Genomic DNA, 15207 nt, shown 5'->3' on the forward strand with positions numbered 1-15207 from the left:
CAGAGCAGGGCGATGATCTCGGCAAACTCCTGGTCGCTCATCGGGTCCAGTCCATCAGGACATCAGATGTATGTCCGGGCCTGGTGAGTGAGTGCAGGAGTAGTGGCTCCACGGCGCGGCCATCCGGCCACGCCATATCGGTGGCCACCGGACCTGGCCGTCGAGGCAGGCGCCACCAGCGTCCTCGACGCACCTGTGGCCGGACACGGAAGAGTCCACGGGTGCCGCCACCGGGAAGGTGCTTGCGGCTCGCGTGGACTCCTCGTGGACTACCGGCGCTCGGAAGCGCTCTAAGGCCCGGGATCTAGCCGGTCAGGGCCAGATGTCGTAATAGAACTCGAAGTCGTATCAGCCGGATCCTCAGACGTTGAACCCGAGCATCCGCAGCTGCTCCTTGCCGTCGTCCGTGATCTTCTCCGGACCCCACGGCGGCATCCAGACCCAGTTCACGCGGAACCCGTCCACGATGCCCTCGAGCGCCTGCGCGCTCTGGTCCTCGATCACGTCCGTCAGCGGGCAGGCCGCCGACGTCAGCGTCATGTCGATCGTCGCGTGGTTGTTCTGGTCCACCTGGATGCCGTAGATCAGGCCCAGGTCCACGACGTTGATGCCCAGCTCGGGGTCGATCACGTCGCGCATCGCCTCTTCGACGTCCACCACTGTGGTGGGCGACGGGCCCACTCCCTCAGCGGGAGCGGCCGGTGCATCCTGCCCGACGTCGGTGCTCGCCTCAGTCATCGGTCTCTCCTCAGCTCGTTGCCAGCGCGCCACTGCGCGCCAGCGAGTCCTTGAGCGCCGCCCAGCCGAGCAGCGCGCACTTGATCCGGGCGGGGTACTGCGACACGCCGGTGAAGGCGGTCGCGTCGCCGAGGGCGTCCTCTGCGTCGTCGTCGCCCAGGCCCTTGCCGCGGGACGACATCAGGTCGTGGAACAGCCGGTCGAGCCGCGCCACCTCGGCCAGCGGTGCGCCCTCCACCAACGTGGTCATGACCGACACCGACGCCTGGGAGATGGAGCATCCCTGCCCCTCCCACGAGACGCCCGCCACCGAGCCCTCCGGGGTGACGTCGACCCGGAGGGTCACCTCGTCACCGCACGTCGGGTTCACCTGGTGCGACTCCCCCGCGAGGTGCCCCTGGTCCGCCGACGGAAGGTCGACGAGCCCACGGCCCACCGGGTGCTTCGCGTGGTCCAGGATCACCTGCTGGTACATCTGCTCGAGCGTGCTCACGCCGCTGCCTCTCTCGGTCTCACTGAAGTCTCACTCTGCTCCGAAGAACGCGCGGACCCCCGCCAGCGCTTCCCGGAATGCCACAACTTCTTCGACCGTGGTGTAGACCGACGCCGACGCGCGCGCCGTGGCCGCGACGCCGAACCGGCGGTGCAGCGGCTGCGCGCAGTGGTGGCCTACGCGGACGGCGATCCCCTTGTCGTCGAGCACCTGCCCGACGTCGTGCGCGTGCACGCCGTCGACCACGAACGAGACCACGGCCAAGCGGTCAGCCGTGTCGAGCGGGCCGATCACCCGGACGCCCGGGATGTCGGCGATCTTCAGCATCTCGGCGGCCAGCTCCGTCTCGTGCTGGGCCACGCCGGCCATGCCGAGCTCCCCGAGGTACTGCGCGGCGCAGCCCATTCCGACGGTCTGGGCGACCATCTGGGTGCCGGCCTCGAAGCGCTGCGGGGGCGGCGCGTACGTGGTGCTCTCCATGGTCACGACCTCGACCATGGAGCCGCCCGTCACGGTAGGCGGCATGGCTTCGAGCAGCTCGCGCCGCCCGTACAGCGCGCCGACGCCGGTCGGGCCGAGCATCTTGTGCCCGCTGAACGCGGCGAAGTCGACACCGAGCTCGTGGAAGTCGACCGGCATGTTCGGCACTGACTGGCAGGCGTCGAGCACCGTGAGGGCACCCACGCGCCGGGCCGCCGCGACCAGGGTGGCGACGGGCGCCACGGCACCGGTCACGTTCGACACGTGCCCGAAGGCCAGCACCTTGGTGCGCTCCGTGACTATCCGGTCGAGGTCCGCCAGGTCGAGCCGGCCGTCGTCGGTCACCGGGATCCAGCGCAGGACGGCGCCCGTGCGGGCGCACAGCTCCTGCCACGGGACCAGGTTGGCGTGGTGCTCTGCCTCGGTGACCACTATCTCGTCGCCCGGCGCGAGCCGGAACCGCACTGCCGCCTCGCCGCCGCGCCCCAGGGACGCGTTGGAGAAGGCGTAGGCCACGACGTTGATCGCCGCCGTCGCGCCCGGCTGCCAGACGATCTCGCCCTCGTCCGCGCCGACAAACGCGGCAACTGCCGCGCGCGCCTGCTCGAACGCCTCGGTGGCCTCCTCGGCGAGCTGGTGCGCGCCGCGGTGGACTGCGGCGTTGCGCTGCTCGTAGAAGTCCACCTCGGTGTCGAGCACCACCTGCGGTTTCTGGGACGTCGCGGCGGAGTCCAGGTACACGAGGGGCTGACCACCCCGCACCGTGCGTTCGAGCAGCGGGAAGTCCGCCCGGACGGCGGCCAGCTCGGTCGTCGACAGCCCGACGGCGGATGCGGCACCCGGGGCGGTGTCGCCCGGTCGCACGGTGGCGGTGGTGGTCATGGTGTCCCCTCGCGAAACGTCAGCAGTGAATCAGGCCGAGACCGTCGTGTTCGCGCCGACGTACTTGTCGTAGCCCTCTTCCTCGAGGCGGTCGGCCAGCTCGCGGCCACCCTCCTCCGCGATCTTGCCGTCCACGAAGACGTGCACGAAGTCGGGCTTGATGTAGCGCAGGATGCGCGTGTAGTGCGTGATGAGCAGGATCCCGATGTCGGTGTTCTCCTTGGCCCGGTTCACGCCCTCGGACACGATGCGCAGCGCGTCGACGTCGAGGCCGGAGTCGGTCTCGTCGAGGATCGCGAAGCGCGGCTTGAAGAGCTCCATCTGGAGGATCTCGTGGCGCTTCTTCTCGCCGCCGGAGAAGCCCTCGTTCACCGAACGCTCGGCGAAGGCCGGGTCCATGCGGAGGTTCTCCATCGCGCCCCTGACCTCCTTGCCCCAGGTACGCAGGGCGGGGGCGGTGCCGTCGAGGGCGGTCTTGGCGGTACGCAGGAAGTTCGCGACCGACACGCCCGCAACCTCGACCGGGTACTGCATGGCGAGGAACAGACCGGCGCGGGCACGCTGGTCGACTGTCATCTCCAGCAGGTTCTCGCCGTCGAGCGTGACGGTGCCCGAGGTGACCGTGTACTTGGGGTGGCCGGCGAGCGCCGACGCAAGGGTGGACTTGCCCGAGCCGTTGGGGCCCATGATCGCGTGGGTCTCACCGCTGGCGATGGTCAGGTCGACCCCGCGCAGGATCGGCTTGGGGCCTTCCTTGGTCTCGACGCTGACGTGCAGGTCGCGGATCTCGAGGGTGGGCATATCGGTTGCTCCAGGGTTAGCTTGCGAAGTCAGTGGTTCAGATGGTTCAGGAGACGGGCACGGTGGCGTCGATGTCGACGAGCACCCGCTCGCCGTCGACCGTCACCGGGTAGACGGGCACGGGGCGCACCGCCGGAAGCTGGACGGGCTGGCCCGTCCGGAGGTCGAACTGGGAGCCGTGCAGCCAGCACTCGACCAGGCAGCCCTCCACCTCGCCGTCGGACAGCGAGACGGCACCGTGGGAGCAGATGTCGGAGATGGCGTGAAAGTTGCCTTCCGCGTCACGTGCGACGGCGACCTGGACCGGGGCGCCGTCGGCGCCGTCGAGCTCCACGAGCATCGCCTCCTCCGGTCCCAGGTCGTCGGTCATGCAGGCCAGCTGCGCGGTCATGCGGCCGGTGCCCCGGTGATCACGCTCATCGACTTCTCCAGCTCGGCCTCGATGGAGGCGAGCAGGCGCTCTTCGACCTCGGCGACGCCGATCTCGTGGATGAGCTCGGCGAAGAAGCCGCGCACGACGAGACGACGGGCCTCGATCTCGGAGATGCCCCGGGACCGGAGGTAGAAGAGCTGCTCGTCGTCGAAGCGGCCGGTGGCGCTGGCGTGGCCGGCGCCGGCGATCTCGCCGGTCTCGATCTCGAGGTTCGGCACCGAGTCCGCGCGCGCGCCGTCCGAGAGGACCAGGTTGCGGTTGAGCTCGTAGGTGTCGGTGTTCTGGGCGTTCGCCCGGATCAGGACGTCGCCCACCCAGACGGTGTGCGCCCCGGAGCCCTGGAGAGCGCCCTTGTAGGTCACGCGGGACTTGCAGTCCGGCACCGCGTGGTCCACGAAGAGGCGGTGCTCCTGGTGCTGGTCGGTGTCCGCGAAGTAGAGGCCCACCATCTCGACCTCACCACCCTCGGCGGTGAACTCGGCGTCCGGCGTGATGCGCACGACGTCGCCGCCGAACGTCACGACCACGTGCTTGAGCTTCGCGTCGCGGCCCAGGCGGGCCCGGTGCGAGGAGGCGTGCACGGCGCCGTCCGCCCAGTCCTGGACGCTGACGACGGTGAGGTGCGCGCCGTCCTCGACCACGATCTCGACGGTCTCGGCGAGCGTGCCGACGCCGGCGTGGTCGATGACCACCACGCCCTCGGCGTGCCGCTCGGCGCGGATCTGCACGTGGGCCGCGGTCGCGTCCCGCGACACGCCCTCCAGGCGCACGGAGGTGACGCCGGTGGCCACGGCCTCTGCCGGGATGGTCACGACGGTGGCCTGCTGGAAGGCGTTCCACGCGGTGACGGCGGTGCGGTCGCCGGGCCTGCCGGCGGTACCCAGGCGGGCGTCGTCGCGAGCGACGGTCTCCACCTTGACCTCGGGGGCCGCGGTCACCTGGACCGTGACCCCCGAGGTGCCGAGGTCTGCCTGGAACAGCGGCTGGAGGCGGTCGGCCGGGGAGAAGCGCCACTCCTCCTCGCGGCCGTTCGGGACGGGGATGTCCTCCAGGGAGAACGACGTGCGGCGCTCTGCTCGCGAGCCCTGAGGCTTGACGGCGCCGTGTGTGTGGGCGCCGTCGGCAACAGCGCGCGAGTGATCGGTCGTGAGAGTCATGTCAGCCGACGGACCCTTCCATCTGCAGCTCGATGAGGCGGTTGAGCTCGAGTGCGTACTCCATGGGCAGCTCGCGCGCGATGGGCTCGACGAACCCGCGCACGATCATGGCCATGGCCTCGGTCTCTTCCATACCCCGGGACATGAGGTAGAACAGCTGGTCCTCGCTCACCCGCGAGACCGTGGCCTCGTGCCCCATGGACACGTCGTCCTCGCGGACGTCCACGTACGGGTAGGTGTCGCTGCGGGAGATCTGGTCCACCAGCAGCGCGTCGCAGAGGACGTTGGACGCGGAGTGGGTGGCGCCCTCGAGCACCTGGACCAGACCGCGGTACGACGTGCGGCCGCCGCCGCGCGCCACGGACTTGCTGACGATCGACGACACCGTGTTCGGCGCGGCGTGGACCATCTTCGCGCCGGCGTCCTGGTGCTGGCCCTCGCCCGCGAAGGCGATGGACAGCGTCTCGCCGCGGGCGTGCTCGCCCAGCAGGTAGATCGCCGGGTACTTCATGGTGACCTTCGAGCCGATGTTGCCGTCGACCCACTCCATCTGGGCGCCCTCTGCGGCCGTGGCGCGCTTGGTGACCAGGTTGTACACGTTGTTCGACCAGTTCTGGATCGTCGTGTAGCGCACGCGGGCGTTCTTCTTCACGATGATCTCGACCACTGCGGAGTGCAGGGAGTCGGACGTGTAGATCGGGGCCGTGCAGCCCTCGACGTAGTGCACGTACGAGCCCTCGTCGGCGATGATCAGCGTGCGCTCGAACTGGCCCATGTTCTCGGTGTTGATCCGGAAGTAGGCCTGCAGCGGGATCTCCACGTGCACGCCCGGCGGCACGTAGACGAACGAGCCGCCCGACCACACGGCCGAGTTCAGCGCGGCGAACTTGTTGTCACCCGACGGGATGACCGTGCCGAAGTACTCCTGGAAGAGCTCCGGGTAGTCGCGCAGGCCGGTGTCGGTGTCGACGAAGATGACGCCCTGCTGCTCCAGGTCCTCGCGGATCTGGTGGTAGACGACCTCGGACTCGTACTGGGCAGCGACGCCCGCGACGAGGCGCTGCTTCTCCGCCTCGGGGATGCCGAGCCGGTCGTACGTGGCCTTGATGTCCTCGGGCAGCTCCTCCCAGGACGTGGCCTGCTTCTCCGTGGAGCGCACGAAGTACTTGATCTTGTCGAAGTCGATGCCCGACAGGTCGGAGCCCCAGCTCGGCATCGGCTTCTTGCCGAAGAGGCGCAGCGCCTTGAGGCGCTGGTTCAGCATCCACTCGGGCTCCTTCTTCAGAGCCGAGATGTTGCGGACCACTTCCTCGCTCAGGCCTCGCTGCGCGGACATGCCCGCGGCGTCGCTGTCGTGCCAGCCGTACTCGTAAGAGCCGATGCTGGCGATGATCTCATCGTCGGAGCGCTGCTCTGGCGCTTGCGTTTCTGCGCTCATCACTTTCCTTCGGTGGGGGTCGTCGCGGGGATGTTCGTCGCGGGGGTGTTCACGGGAATGTTCGTGGTGCAGGCGTACGCGCCGCCCGCGATGGTGGCGAGGCGCTGGACGTGCGAGCCCAGCAGCTCGCTGAACGCGCGGGCCTCCTGCTCGCACAGCTCGGGGAACTCCTCGGCCACGTGCTGGACGGGGCAGTGCCCCTGGCACAGCTGGACCGCGGGTGCCACCACACCGGCCGTCGGGCCCGTCAGCGGCGCAGGCACCGGCCGCACGGAGGCGGCGTAGCCGTCTGCCGACAGCAGCTGGACGAGCTGGGCGGCCCGTCCCGCGGCGTCGGACGCGGTGACGTGCGGGGCGTACCTGCGGGCGACGGCGTCGAACCGGTCCTTGGCGAAGCCGGCCACGGCCTCCTGGCCGCCCGTGTCCCGGAGGAACCGCAGGACCTGCCGGGCGATCTCCTGGTAGCCGCCCGCCAGCTCGGACTGTCCGCCGCTCGTGACGACGTAGCTGCGTGCGGGGCGCCCTCGCCGGGGGGTGCCCGACCGCGAGGCCTCGTAGACGGTGATCTTGCCGTCGTCCTCCAGGAGCGTCAGGTGCCGGCGCACGGCCGGAGCCGTCAGGCCCAGCACGGCGGCGAGCGCGCCCGCGGTCACGGGACCGCGGGAGGCGACGAGCTCGAGCACGCGCCGACGCGTGGTGCCGTCGGTCTCGTGGCTCGCCGGGTGGGCTGCCACCTCTGTCTGTGCGCTCATGCTGGTCACCTCCTCGTACGTCGATCCGGGGCACGTTTCACCCGCGTGGTCACGCCTTCGCAGACGCCAATGCTTTTGAGAACATCCTTGTTCCCTAATTCGAGATGCGCAAGGAAGGCGACCCTCAGTTGGGTCCGATCGCGACACATCTCACACGCGTGGTCCACACCCAGGTCACGGACCGTGACGACGCCCCGCGTACCGCCGCCTACGATTGTGCGGTGCCCCTGTCCGACGCGCCCGCGATCGACCCCGCCCAGGCGGCCACCGCGGGCGCTGTCCCAGCCAGCCCAGCCGGTGCCGCCGCCAGTGCCGACCACGGGGTCGCCGTGGAAGTACGCGGCCTCGTCAAGCGCTACGACGGCCGCGCCGTCGTGGACGGCCTTGATCTCGTCGCCCGCCAGGGCGCCATCACCGCCGTCCTGGGCCCGAACGGCGCCGGCAAGACGACCAGCATCGAGTGCTGCGAGGGCCTGCGCTCCCCCGACGGCGGCACGGTCCGCGTACTTGGCCGTGACCCGATCGGCGACGCGCGCTTCCTGCGTCCCCGGGTCGGCGTCATGCTGCAGGACGGCGGCCTGCCCACCGGTGTGCGCGCCCTCGAGCTGCTGCGCCACGTCGCCGCCATGTACGCCGCGCCGCGCCCCGTGGACGAGCTCGCCGAGCGCCTCGGCCTGCACGGCTTCGCCCGCACCACGGTGCGCCGCCTGTCCGGCGGGCAGCGGCAGCGGGTCGCCCTCGCGGCGGCCGTTGTGGGCCGGCCCGACGTCGTGTTCCTCGACGAGCCCAGCGCCGGGATGGACCCGCAGAGCCGGCGCGCGGTCTGGGACCTCGTGCGCGAGCTGCGGGCCGACGGCGTCGCCATCGTCCTGACCACCCACCTCATGGACGAGGCGGCCGACCTCGCCGACCACGTCCATGTCGTGGACCACGGCCGCGTGATCGCGTCGGGCAGCGTCCGCGAGCTCACTGACGGCGTTGCCGACCGGGGTCCCCACGGAGACCCGCAGCGCAGCGAGGACGCTCCGTGGGGCAAGGGCGGCGGGGCGGGACCCGGGACCCTGCGCATCGAGGCCAGGCCCGGGCTGGACCTCGCGGGCCTCCGCAACGTGCTGCCCGCCAGCCTGTCCGACGGCGGCGGGGCCGGCGCCGCCCCCTGGATCGCCGCCGAGGCCGAACCCGGCGTCTACACCGTGACCGGGCCGGTGGACCCGTCCACGGTCGCGGCCGTGACAGCGTGGCTCGCCGACCGCGGCGTGCTGGCCAGGTCCGTCACCACCGGCAGCCGCACCCTCGAGGACGTGTTCCTCGACCTCACGGGGAGGAACCTGCGATGACCGTCGAGACCCCGCCCGCCGCCGCGCCCGCCGTCCGCCGGATCGCCGCCCAGGCTTCGTTCGAGACGCGCGCCATCCTACGCAACGGCGAGCAGCTGCTCGTGACGATAGTGCTCCCCGTGCTGGTGCTCGTGGGCCTGGTGCAGACGTCGTTCCTGGAGCTCGACACGCAGGGGTACTCGCGGATCGACTTCGTGACGCCGGGCGTGCTCGCGCTGGCCGTGATGTCGACGGCGTTCACGTCCCAGGCGATCGCCACCGCGTTCGACCGGCGCAACGGCGTGCTGCGCCTGATGGCGACCACCCCGCTCGGCCGCACGGGGCTGCTGGCCGGCAAGGTGCTCGGCGTCCTCGCCGTCGAGGTGGTGCAGGTGGCCGTCATCGCTTCCGTCGCGGTAGCCCTCGGCTGGCGGCCGGACCTGGGCGCGCTGCCCGCCGTCGTCGGCGCGGGGCTGCTGGGCACGGCGGCGTTCACCGCCCTGGCGCTGCTGCTGGCCGGGACCCTGCGCGCCGAGGGTGTGCTCGCCGTGGCCAACCTCGTGCTCGTGCTGCTCACCGTCGGCGGCGGCGTGCTGCTGCCCGCCGAACAGCTCGCGGGTCCGCTGGCGCACGCTGCGGTGCTGCTGCCGTCGGGCGCCCTGGGCGAGGCGATGCGCGGCGCCCTGCTGCACGGCGCCGTCCCGCCGTTCTCCGTAGTGGTTCTGCTGGGCTGGACGGCCGCGCTCGGCGCCGGAGCGGCGCGGCTCTTCCGCTGGCACTGACCGGCTCGAGCGGCTGAGGGGTCCCGGGATGGGTCTGTTGCTGGGCCTGCAGCAGTGACTTCGGTCCGTTGCTGCGCTTGCGCCCGTTACTTCGGTCAGTCCGAGAATTCCCCCCATAGCCCGACGGTATGACTGTTTCGCGAGTAGGCGGGTGAAAAGCACCGGTTTAGGGTGTATTTCACCTACACTCCCCAGGAGGCAGCGTGACTTCCACCCGTAGCAACCGCCGTCGGCTGATCGTCGGCACCGGTATTGCGATCGCCCTCGCGGCAGCCCCGGCTGCAGCGGCCATGACGTCCTCGGCGGCGCCGGACGAGGCGCCCGCGCCCGTCGCGGGCGCGGTGATCGAGGACTCGTACATCGTCGTGCTCAAGGACAACGACGTCGCAAAGGCCCAGGTCAAGGGCACGGCCAACGGCCTGGTGAAGAAGTACGGCGGCGAGGTGCGCCACTCGTACACCAACGCCGTGCGGGGCTTCTCCGCATCGATGTCGCCGGGCCAGGCAGAGAAGCTCGAGGCCGACCCGTCCGTCGCGTACGTGGAGCCGAACCGCGTGATGACGGCGACCGACACGCAGTCGCCGGTCCCGTCCTGGGGCCTGGACCGCATCGACCAGGCGGACCTGCCGCTCGACGACTCGTACACGTACGGGAGCTCGGGCACGGGCGTGACGGCGTACATCGTCGACACGGGCATCCTGACCACCCACGAGGACTTCGGCGGCCGCGCGGTCAGCGGTACCGACACCGTGGACGGCGACGACGACGCCACCGACTGCGCGGGCCACGGCACGCACGTGGCGGGCACCGTGGGCGGCTCGTCCTACGGCGTCGCCAAGGACGTCTCGCTCGTCGCGGTCCGCGTCCTGGACTGCGAAGGCTCGGGCAGCTTCGACGGCGTCATCGCCGGCATCGACTGGGTGACCGCCGACCACGCCGCCGGCGAGCCGGCCGTGGCCAACATGTCGCTCGGCGGCGGCTTCTCCCAGGCCGTGAACGACGCCGTGTCCGCGGCGGTCGCGGACGGCGTCACCTTCGCTCTCGCCGCCGGCAACGACAGCGCCGCCGACGCCTGCGACGGTTCGCCCAGCTCCACCCCGGAGGCGATCACCGTCGGCGCCACCGAGGACACAGACGCCCGGGCCACGTACTCGAACATCGGCAGCTGCGTGGACATCTTCGCGCCGGGCAGCGACATCACGTCGGCCTGGTACACCGGCGACACCGCCACCAACACCATCAGCGGTACGTCGATGGCCACACCGCACGTCGCGGGCGCCGCGGCGCTCGTACTCGGTGGCAACCCCGCCGCCACGCCGGCCGAGGTCGGCGACGCCCTGACGGGTGCGGCCCTGCCGGACGTCGTGACCGACCCGGGCACCGGCTCACCCAACCTGCTGCTGAACGTCAGCGGTCTCTGACGATCACTGCTCAGTAGAGCGCCTGTCCCCTTTCTGCGAGGCTTGCCTCGTGCGGGAGTGGGGCAGGCGCTCTGCTTCGCCGACTCGCACCGGGCGAGAATCACACCCGGCCGGGGCCGAACGCGGAGCCCCGCGCCGCCGTCGGCCGATAGCGTGGGGCCGTGACCGCAACCGCCGCCCCCACGTCCCGGTTCGCCGCGCTCGCCGGCCGCGTCGACCGCTTCCGCCACTGGACCCGCGCGGTCCTCGTCGCGAACCTGGTCGGCCAGATCGGCATCATCGGCACGGGTGGCGCCGTGCGGCTGACCGAGTCGGGCCTGGGCTGCTCCACGTGGCCGCAGTGCGAGCCCGGGTCCTTCACCCCGCAGTTCCACGAGGCCACGACCCTGCACCCGTACATCGAGTTCGGGAACCGCACGCTCACGGGCGTGCTGTCGGTCATCGCGGTGCTGCTCGCGGTAGCGGTGTGCACTGACCTGAAGCGGTCGACGTCCTACCGCGTGCTCGGCCTGGTGCCGATCGTGGGCGTGCTGGCGCAGGCCGTGATCGGCGGCGTGGTGGTGCTGCTGGACCTGCACCCGGGCTGGGTGTCGCTGCACTTCGGCGTCTCGGGCGCCCTCGTGGCGGCGTCCCTCTACGTGCTGCACCGGCACGGCGAGGGAGACGAGGCCCCGACCCTCGTGGTCGGCCCGCGCGTGCGCGCCCTGGCCTGGACCCTCGCCACGCTGACCGCCGTCGTGGTCGTGCTCGGCGTGCTCACCACCGGCGCCGGCCCGCACAGCGGCGACGCCGAGGTGGGCTACCGGTTCGCCGTCGACCCGGCGCTGCTGACCAAGTGGCACGCCGCCGCGGTGTGGGCGTTCATGGCCGTCCTGGTGACCTACCTTGTCGCCGTGCGCCGCGGTCCCGCGCCGGTGCGCCGGGCCGCGCTGATCCTGCTCGGCATCACGCTGGCGCAGGGCGCCATCGGGTACGTGCAGTACTTCACCGACCTGCCCGAGCTGCTGGTGGGGCTGCACATGATCGGCGCGGCGGTGCTGATCGCGGGGACGACGCGCGTGTGGCTGACGACGCGGGTGCGCTGAGCCGGGCCCTCGACGTCGGGCCGGCGAGCCGGCCCGGGACGACGCGGGTCAGCTGGCCACCGGCAGCGGGGGCGGCGTCCAGCTCGCGAAGCGCGCCATGCCGTCGAGCATGAGACGCGCCGGCACCACGCTGAGCGCCGCGTTGCGCAGCCCGACGAGCGCCGGGTTGCCGAGCTGCTCGCCGAACCGGGCGCTTGCCCAGGCGGCGCGCAGCACACCTGAGGTCCGCGGGCGGCGCACCCGGTCGTAGGCGGCCAGCCCGTCGACGACGGAGTCCGTGCCCGAGACCGACGCTGCCAGCACCACTGCATCCTCGATGCCCTGGCAGCCGCCCTGGCCCACGTTCGGCGGCATGGCGTGCGCGGCGTCACCGGCCAGGGCTACCCGGCCGCGGGCCATCCGCGGGATCGGCTCGGGGAACCCGTAGAGGTCGAGCTGCTGCACCTGCTCCGGCGTGGTCGCGGCCAGGACCTGCGGGATGGGGTCGTGCCAGCCGGCGAAGGCCGCGCGGGCGGCGTCGAGGTCCCGCGCCGGGTCCCCCGTGGGCCGACCCGCCGGGCCGACCTGGGTCCCGTACCAGTAGAGCCGGCCGTCACCGAGCGTGATCAGACCGAACTCGCCGCCGGGGCCCCAGGTCTGGGACATCTCGGTGATCCCGGGGTTGTCGAGCACGGCGAGCCACGTCGTCGACCCGACGTAGACCGGCTCCGCCGCGTCAGCTGCGACCGCTGCGCGCAGGCGCGACCGGACGCCGTCGGCGGCCACCACGAGGTCCGCACTCAGGGTGGAGCCGTCCTCGAGGGTGACCGTGGCGGGGCGCGCGGCGTCGCCGGGATCGACCGCGAGCGCCGGTGCGCCGTAGGTGACGACGTCGCCGAGCCCGGAGAGCAGCGCCTCCTGCAGGCGCGGCCGGTGAAAGGCGATGGCCACGGTGCCCAGCCGTGCCGCGATCTGCTCGGACGAGACGTGCACCAGCGCGCGCCCCTTGCCGTCGCGGAGCGTGCCGGGATAGGCCCGCTGACCGACGGCGCGCACGGCGTCGCCCACTCCCGCGGCGTCCAGGCCGCGCAGCGCGTTGGCGAGCAGAACGATGCCGGCGCCCGTGGTGCGGGGCTCGGGCGAGCGCTCCAGCACGCGCACGTCCCAGCCGCAGCGCAGCAGCGCGTTGGCCGCGGTCAGTCCCGCGATCCCTGCTCCGACGACGATCGCGCTCTTGGTCATGAGGCTCATCATGCTCTACGGCACGCCGGCTCCGGGCGTGGGCGCCCCCGCGAGATAACAACGTGGCGAGATAGAACTGCAGCGAGACAGAACTGTGGCGAAGTAGAACTCCAGCCTCGGCTTCGGTTCTACTTCGCCACAGTTCTATCTCGCTGCAGTTCTATCTCGCGGAGAGCGGAGAGGGGAGAGCGAGGGCTCAGACCTCCGGGACCCAGAGGTCCTCACCGTTCGCGGGCGTGCCGACCGCCCCCGCGCCGACCGGCACGGCCTCGGGCAGGTCGCCCAGCGCGCGCTGCGACACGGCGCCCGACGAGAAGTTCGCGTGGCACTCGGGGCAGTACCAGTCCGGCGTCGGGACCGGGGTGTCGAAGCCGCCGTACACGACGTCCGGCTCGAGCTTCATGTTGTCGTGGATCGCCTGGCCCCACACGATGCGCTTGGTCGCGCCACGCTGACCGCACGACGGGCACGCCGGGCGCATCTGCGCCCGCTGCGACAGCACCGCGTGCGGGTGCAGCAGCGCGTGGCACGGGGCGCACAGCAGGAACGTCTGCTCGATGAGCTCCGCGAGCGGTCGCTCGCCGGTGTGGCCGGTGTGGGCGCCGTCGTCGTGCGGCCGCAGCTGCATGACGTCGACGAACCGCTCGCACGAGGCGCAGCGCTCCTCGCGGCGCAGGTCCGTGCCGGCCACCTGCTTGTGCCCCAGGAGGCGCAGCACGTGCAGGTTGGGCGACAGCTCGTCGGTCTCGCAGTTGCCCGCGTCGAGCGTGCCGGTGGCGCCGTGCTTGTACTGGTGGGCGATGCCGTCGAGCACCAGGCGTGCGTGCTCCTGCGGCAGCCAGCCGGAGGACCGCGCGTAGGCCGCGGCACCGTTGAAGAGGTCGTCCCAGACCACTGGCTTGTCCGGGCCGAACACCTCGTCACTGACCCAGTCCTCGCCCTGGCTGGTGCCCATGAGCTCGACCGCGGCGACGATGCCCGGTTCGGAGCCCACGACGGTGACGACGACGTCGCCGCGCTGCGGGCCGTCCGCGCCACCCGGCAGACGGTGCTCGTGGCTTCGGCTCGCGATGGCGACCGCCTCGCCCAGCCAGTCCTCGGACCAGTTCAGGTAGACGGACGGGACGAGCCAGGCCGGGAGGGACGATACGTTGGGAAGCATGTCGGGTTCGCTGGTCACGCGGGGAGAATAGCGCAGGCCGGTAACGCCGTTATGACACGCCCGGTGCTCGACCTTCCGGACTTACCGGAACTCGACCAGGACCCGGTCGTACCCGAGCGAGGACAACATCGCCTCAAGGGTCGCAGTCGTGTTCGTACGGGCGCGTTCGTCCAGGTCGGAGCCCGTTGCGGCAGCGGCGATCTGGTCCTGGGCCGCCGCGAGCGCCTCCTGCCGGGCATCGGTGTCCGTATCGAAGAAGTCACCCACCCGATCCACCAGGCCGCGGTCCTCCGTGAGGGCGCGGCTGGCGTCGAGGTCGATGCGCGGCTCGGCAAGCTGCGGCTCCGGCAGCGTGACCGACACCGTCGCGCCGTCGTCCGAGATCTGGATCGCGTCCTCGGTGAGCCCCGTGAAGTCCACGTACGCCTCGACCGAACCGTTCACGACGAGCACCGTGCGCTCCCCCGCGAGCCAGCCTGGCAGGTACTTGACGTCCTTCTCCAGGTCCACGAGCACCTCGTACTGCGCCTCGGCCGCCACGAACCGCGCCAGGTCCTTGATGCTGAGGAGGACCGGCGTCTCCGACCGGTCGACCTCGCTGGTCGTGAACGGGTTCAGCCCCTCGACCAGCACCCGCCAGAACGCGTCGCGGAAGTCGTCGCGCAGCGCGGACAGCACACCGACGACCAGCCCGGCGGTCAGCGCCAGGCCGACGAGAAACCCGATGATGCCAGCCAGCCAGGCGGGCATGCGGCGGCGGCGGGCACTCCCGTCCGGCGTCGGCCCGCTGCCCTTGCCCGATGGAGGCCCTGCCTGTGAGTGCACCTGCTTGGTGTCGGCGTCGGCGCCAGTCATCGCAACCGCCCCCTTCGGAGATATGTCCGAATATCTCGTGGGGCCACAGGCTAGCGCCACCCACTGACACTCGCCGCCTGAGGACGATCGCGGCGAGACCGGTCGGTCGCACGCCCCCACCCCCCGCCGACGAGTTCGGTCGGTTGCGTCAGCCCCAACCGTGAGTTCGGTCGGTTGTCTCGAGATCGGTC

Annotated in this window: 15 protein-coding genes; 4 read left to right on the top strand and 11 right to left on the bottom strand. The window is 71.4% G+C overall.

From position 1 onward, the window contains the following. Nucleotides 1–360 precede the first annotated feature (360 nt). Genes IE250_RS22625 through IE250_RS22660 form a run of 8 tightly spaced genes read right to left on the bottom strand, consistent with a single transcriptional unit; the run spans nucleotide 361 to nucleotide 7174 of the window. On the bottom strand, nucleotides 361–738 hold the full coding sequence (locus IE250_RS22625) for a metal-sulfur cluster assembly factor (protein WP_189671575.1): 378 nt from the start codon (nucleotides 736–738) through the stop codon (nucleotides 361–363). 10 nt (nucleotides 739–748) lie between these two features. Beyond that, nucleotides 749–1231: a Fe-S cluster assembly sulfur transfer protein SufU gene (sufU, locus tag IE250_RS22630; RefSeq protein ID WP_189671576.1), complete on the bottom strand. Its 483-nt coding sequence runs from the start codon at nucleotides 1229–1231 to the stop codon at nucleotides 749–751. Between the two features lie 30 nt (nucleotides 1232–1261). Beyond that, nucleotides 1262–2593: a cysteine desulfurase gene (locus tag IE250_RS22635; RefSeq protein WP_189671577.1), complete on the bottom strand. Its 1332-nt coding sequence runs from the start codon at nucleotides 2591–2593 to the stop codon at nucleotides 1262–1264. A gap of 30 nt (nucleotides 2594–2623) precedes the next feature. After that, nucleotides 2624–3394, bottom strand: coding sequence for a Fe-S cluster assembly ATPase SufC (gene sufC, locus IE250_RS22640; protein WP_189671578.1), 771 nt, complete (start codon nucleotides 3392–3394; stop codon nucleotides 2624–2626). Between the two features lie 46 nt (nucleotides 3395–3440). Then, nucleotides 3441–3785 carry a non-heme iron oxygenase ferredoxin subunit gene (locus tag IE250_RS22645; protein ID WP_189671579.1) on the bottom strand — a complete coding sequence of 115 codons (345 nt, stop codon included), beginning with the start codon at nucleotides 3783–3785 and terminating at the stop codon, nucleotides 3441–3443. Then, a complete protein-coding gene (gene sufD, locus IE250_RS22650) occupies nucleotides 3782–4984 on the bottom strand; it encodes a Fe-S cluster assembly protein SufD (RefSeq protein ID WP_189671580.1) in 1203 nt (400 codons plus the stop codon). Before sufD ends, IE250_RS22645 begins: the two co-directional genes overlap by 4 nt. A gap of 1 nt (nucleotide 4985) precedes the next feature. Further along, nucleotides 4986–6422, bottom strand: coding sequence for a Fe-S cluster assembly protein SufB (sufB, locus tag IE250_RS22655; protein ID WP_189671581.1), 1437 nt, complete (start codon nucleotides 6420–6422; stop codon nucleotides 4986–4988). Continuing rightward, nucleotides 6422–7174 carry a helix-turn-helix transcriptional regulator gene (locus IE250_RS22660; protein ID WP_189671582.1) on the bottom strand — a complete coding sequence of 251 codons (753 nt, stop codon included), beginning with the start codon at nucleotides 7172–7174 and terminating at the stop codon, nucleotides 6422–6424. The genes sufB and IE250_RS22660 overlap by 1 nt, the downstream gene beginning before the upstream one ends. Before the next feature lie 221 nt (nucleotides 7175–7395). On the opposite strand from IE250_RS22660, the gene IE250_RS22665 reads away from it, so the two are divergent. From IE250_RS22665 to IE250_RS22680, 4 genes are all read left to right on the top strand, one after another. After that, nucleotides 7396–8511: an ABC transporter ATP-binding protein gene (locus IE250_RS22665; RefSeq protein ID WP_189671583.1), complete on the top strand. Its 1116-nt coding sequence runs from the start codon at nucleotides 7396–7398 to the stop codon at nucleotides 8509–8511. After that, nucleotides 8508–9272, top strand: a complete 765-nt coding sequence (locus tag IE250_RS22670) for an ABC transporter permease (RefSeq protein WP_189671584.1) — start codon at nucleotides 8508–8510, stop codon at nucleotides 9270–9272. Before IE250_RS22665 ends, IE250_RS22670 begins: the two co-directional genes overlap by 4 nt. 203 nt (nucleotides 9273–9475) lie before the next feature. Further along, entirely contained in the window at nucleotides 9476–10693 is a 1218-nt protein-coding gene (locus IE250_RS22675) for a S8 family peptidase (protein WP_189671585.1), read from the top strand. A gap of 161 nt (nucleotides 10694–10854) precedes the next feature. Beyond that, on the top strand, nucleotides 10855–11778 hold the full coding sequence (locus IE250_RS22680; protein ID WP_189671586.1) for a COX15/CtaA family protein: 924 nt from the start codon (nucleotides 10855–10857) through the stop codon (nucleotides 11776–11778). Between the two features lie 48 nt (nucleotides 11779–11826). On the opposite strand, the gene IE250_RS22685 is transcribed toward IE250_RS22680, so the two are convergent. The 3 genes from IE250_RS22685 to IE250_RS22695 all read right to left on the bottom strand — a co-directional run bounded on the left by IE250_RS22685 (nucleotide 11827) and on the right by IE250_RS22695 (nucleotide 15016). Next, nucleotides 11827–12999 carry an FAD-dependent monooxygenase gene (locus IE250_RS22685; protein ID WP_189671587.1) on the bottom strand — a complete coding sequence of 391 codons (1173 nt, stop codon included), beginning with the start codon at nucleotides 12997–12999 and terminating at the stop codon, nucleotides 11827–11829. Nucleotides 13000–13195: 196 nt separating this feature from the next. Next, nucleotides 13196–14179: a hypothetical protein gene (locus tag IE250_RS22690; protein WP_229872704.1), complete on the bottom strand. Its 984-nt coding sequence runs from the start codon at nucleotides 14177–14179 to the stop codon at nucleotides 13196–13198. A 63-nt stretch (nucleotides 14180–14242) separates the two neighbouring features. Beyond that, on the bottom strand, nucleotides 14243–15016 hold the full coding sequence (locus tag IE250_RS22695; RefSeq protein ID WP_189671588.1) for a DUF4230 domain-containing protein: 774 nt from the start codon (nucleotides 15014–15016) through the stop codon (nucleotides 14243–14245). Nucleotides 15017–15207: the final 191 nt, after the last annotated feature.

Source organism: Promicromonospora soli, assembly GCF_014653785.1.
Taxonomy (GTDB): Bacteria; Actinomycetota; Actinomycetes; order Actinomycetales; family Cellulomonadaceae; genus Promicromonospora; species Promicromonospora soli.

Bases quoted from the DNA above. Each gene is read 5' to 3' on its own strand.
- sufC (WP_189671578.1), bottom strand. From the start codon at position 3,394: ATGCCCACCCTCGAGATCCGCGACCTGCACGTCAGCGTCGAGACCAAG.
- IE250_RS22635 (WP_189671577.1), bottom strand. From the start codon at position 2,593: ATGACCACCACCGCCACCGTGCGACCGGGCGACACCGCCCCGGGTGCC.
- sufB (WP_189671581.1), bottom strand. From the start codon at position 6,422: ATGAGCGCAGAAACGCAAGCGCCAGAGCAGCGCTCCGACGATGAGATC.
- sufD (WP_189671580.1), bottom strand. From the start codon at position 4,984: ATGACTCTCACGACCGATCACTCGCGCGCTGTTGCCGACGGCGCCCAC.
- IE250_RS22660 (WP_189671582.1), bottom strand. From the start codon at position 7,174: ATGAGCGCACAGACAGAGGTGGCAGCCCACCCGGCGAGCCACGAGACC.
- IE250_RS22695 (WP_189671588.1), bottom strand. From the start codon at position 15,016: ATGACTGGCGCCGACGCCGACACCAAGCAGGTGCACTCACAGGCAGGG.
- IE250_RS22685 (WP_189671587.1), bottom strand. From the start codon at position 12,999: ATGACCAAGAGCGCGATCGTCGTCGGAGCAGGGATCGCGGGACTGACC.
- IE250_RS22645 (WP_189671579.1), bottom strand. From the start codon at position 3,785: ATGACCGCGCAGCTGGCCTGCATGACCGACGACCTGGGACCGGAGGAG.
- IE250_RS22625 (WP_189671575.1), bottom strand. From the start codon at position 738: ATGACTGAGGCGAGCACCGACGTCGGGCAGGATGCACCGGCCGCTCCC.
- IE250_RS22670 (WP_189671584.1), top strand. From the start codon at position 8,508: ATGACCGTCGAGACCCCGCCCGCCGCCGCGCCCGCCGTCCGCCGGATC.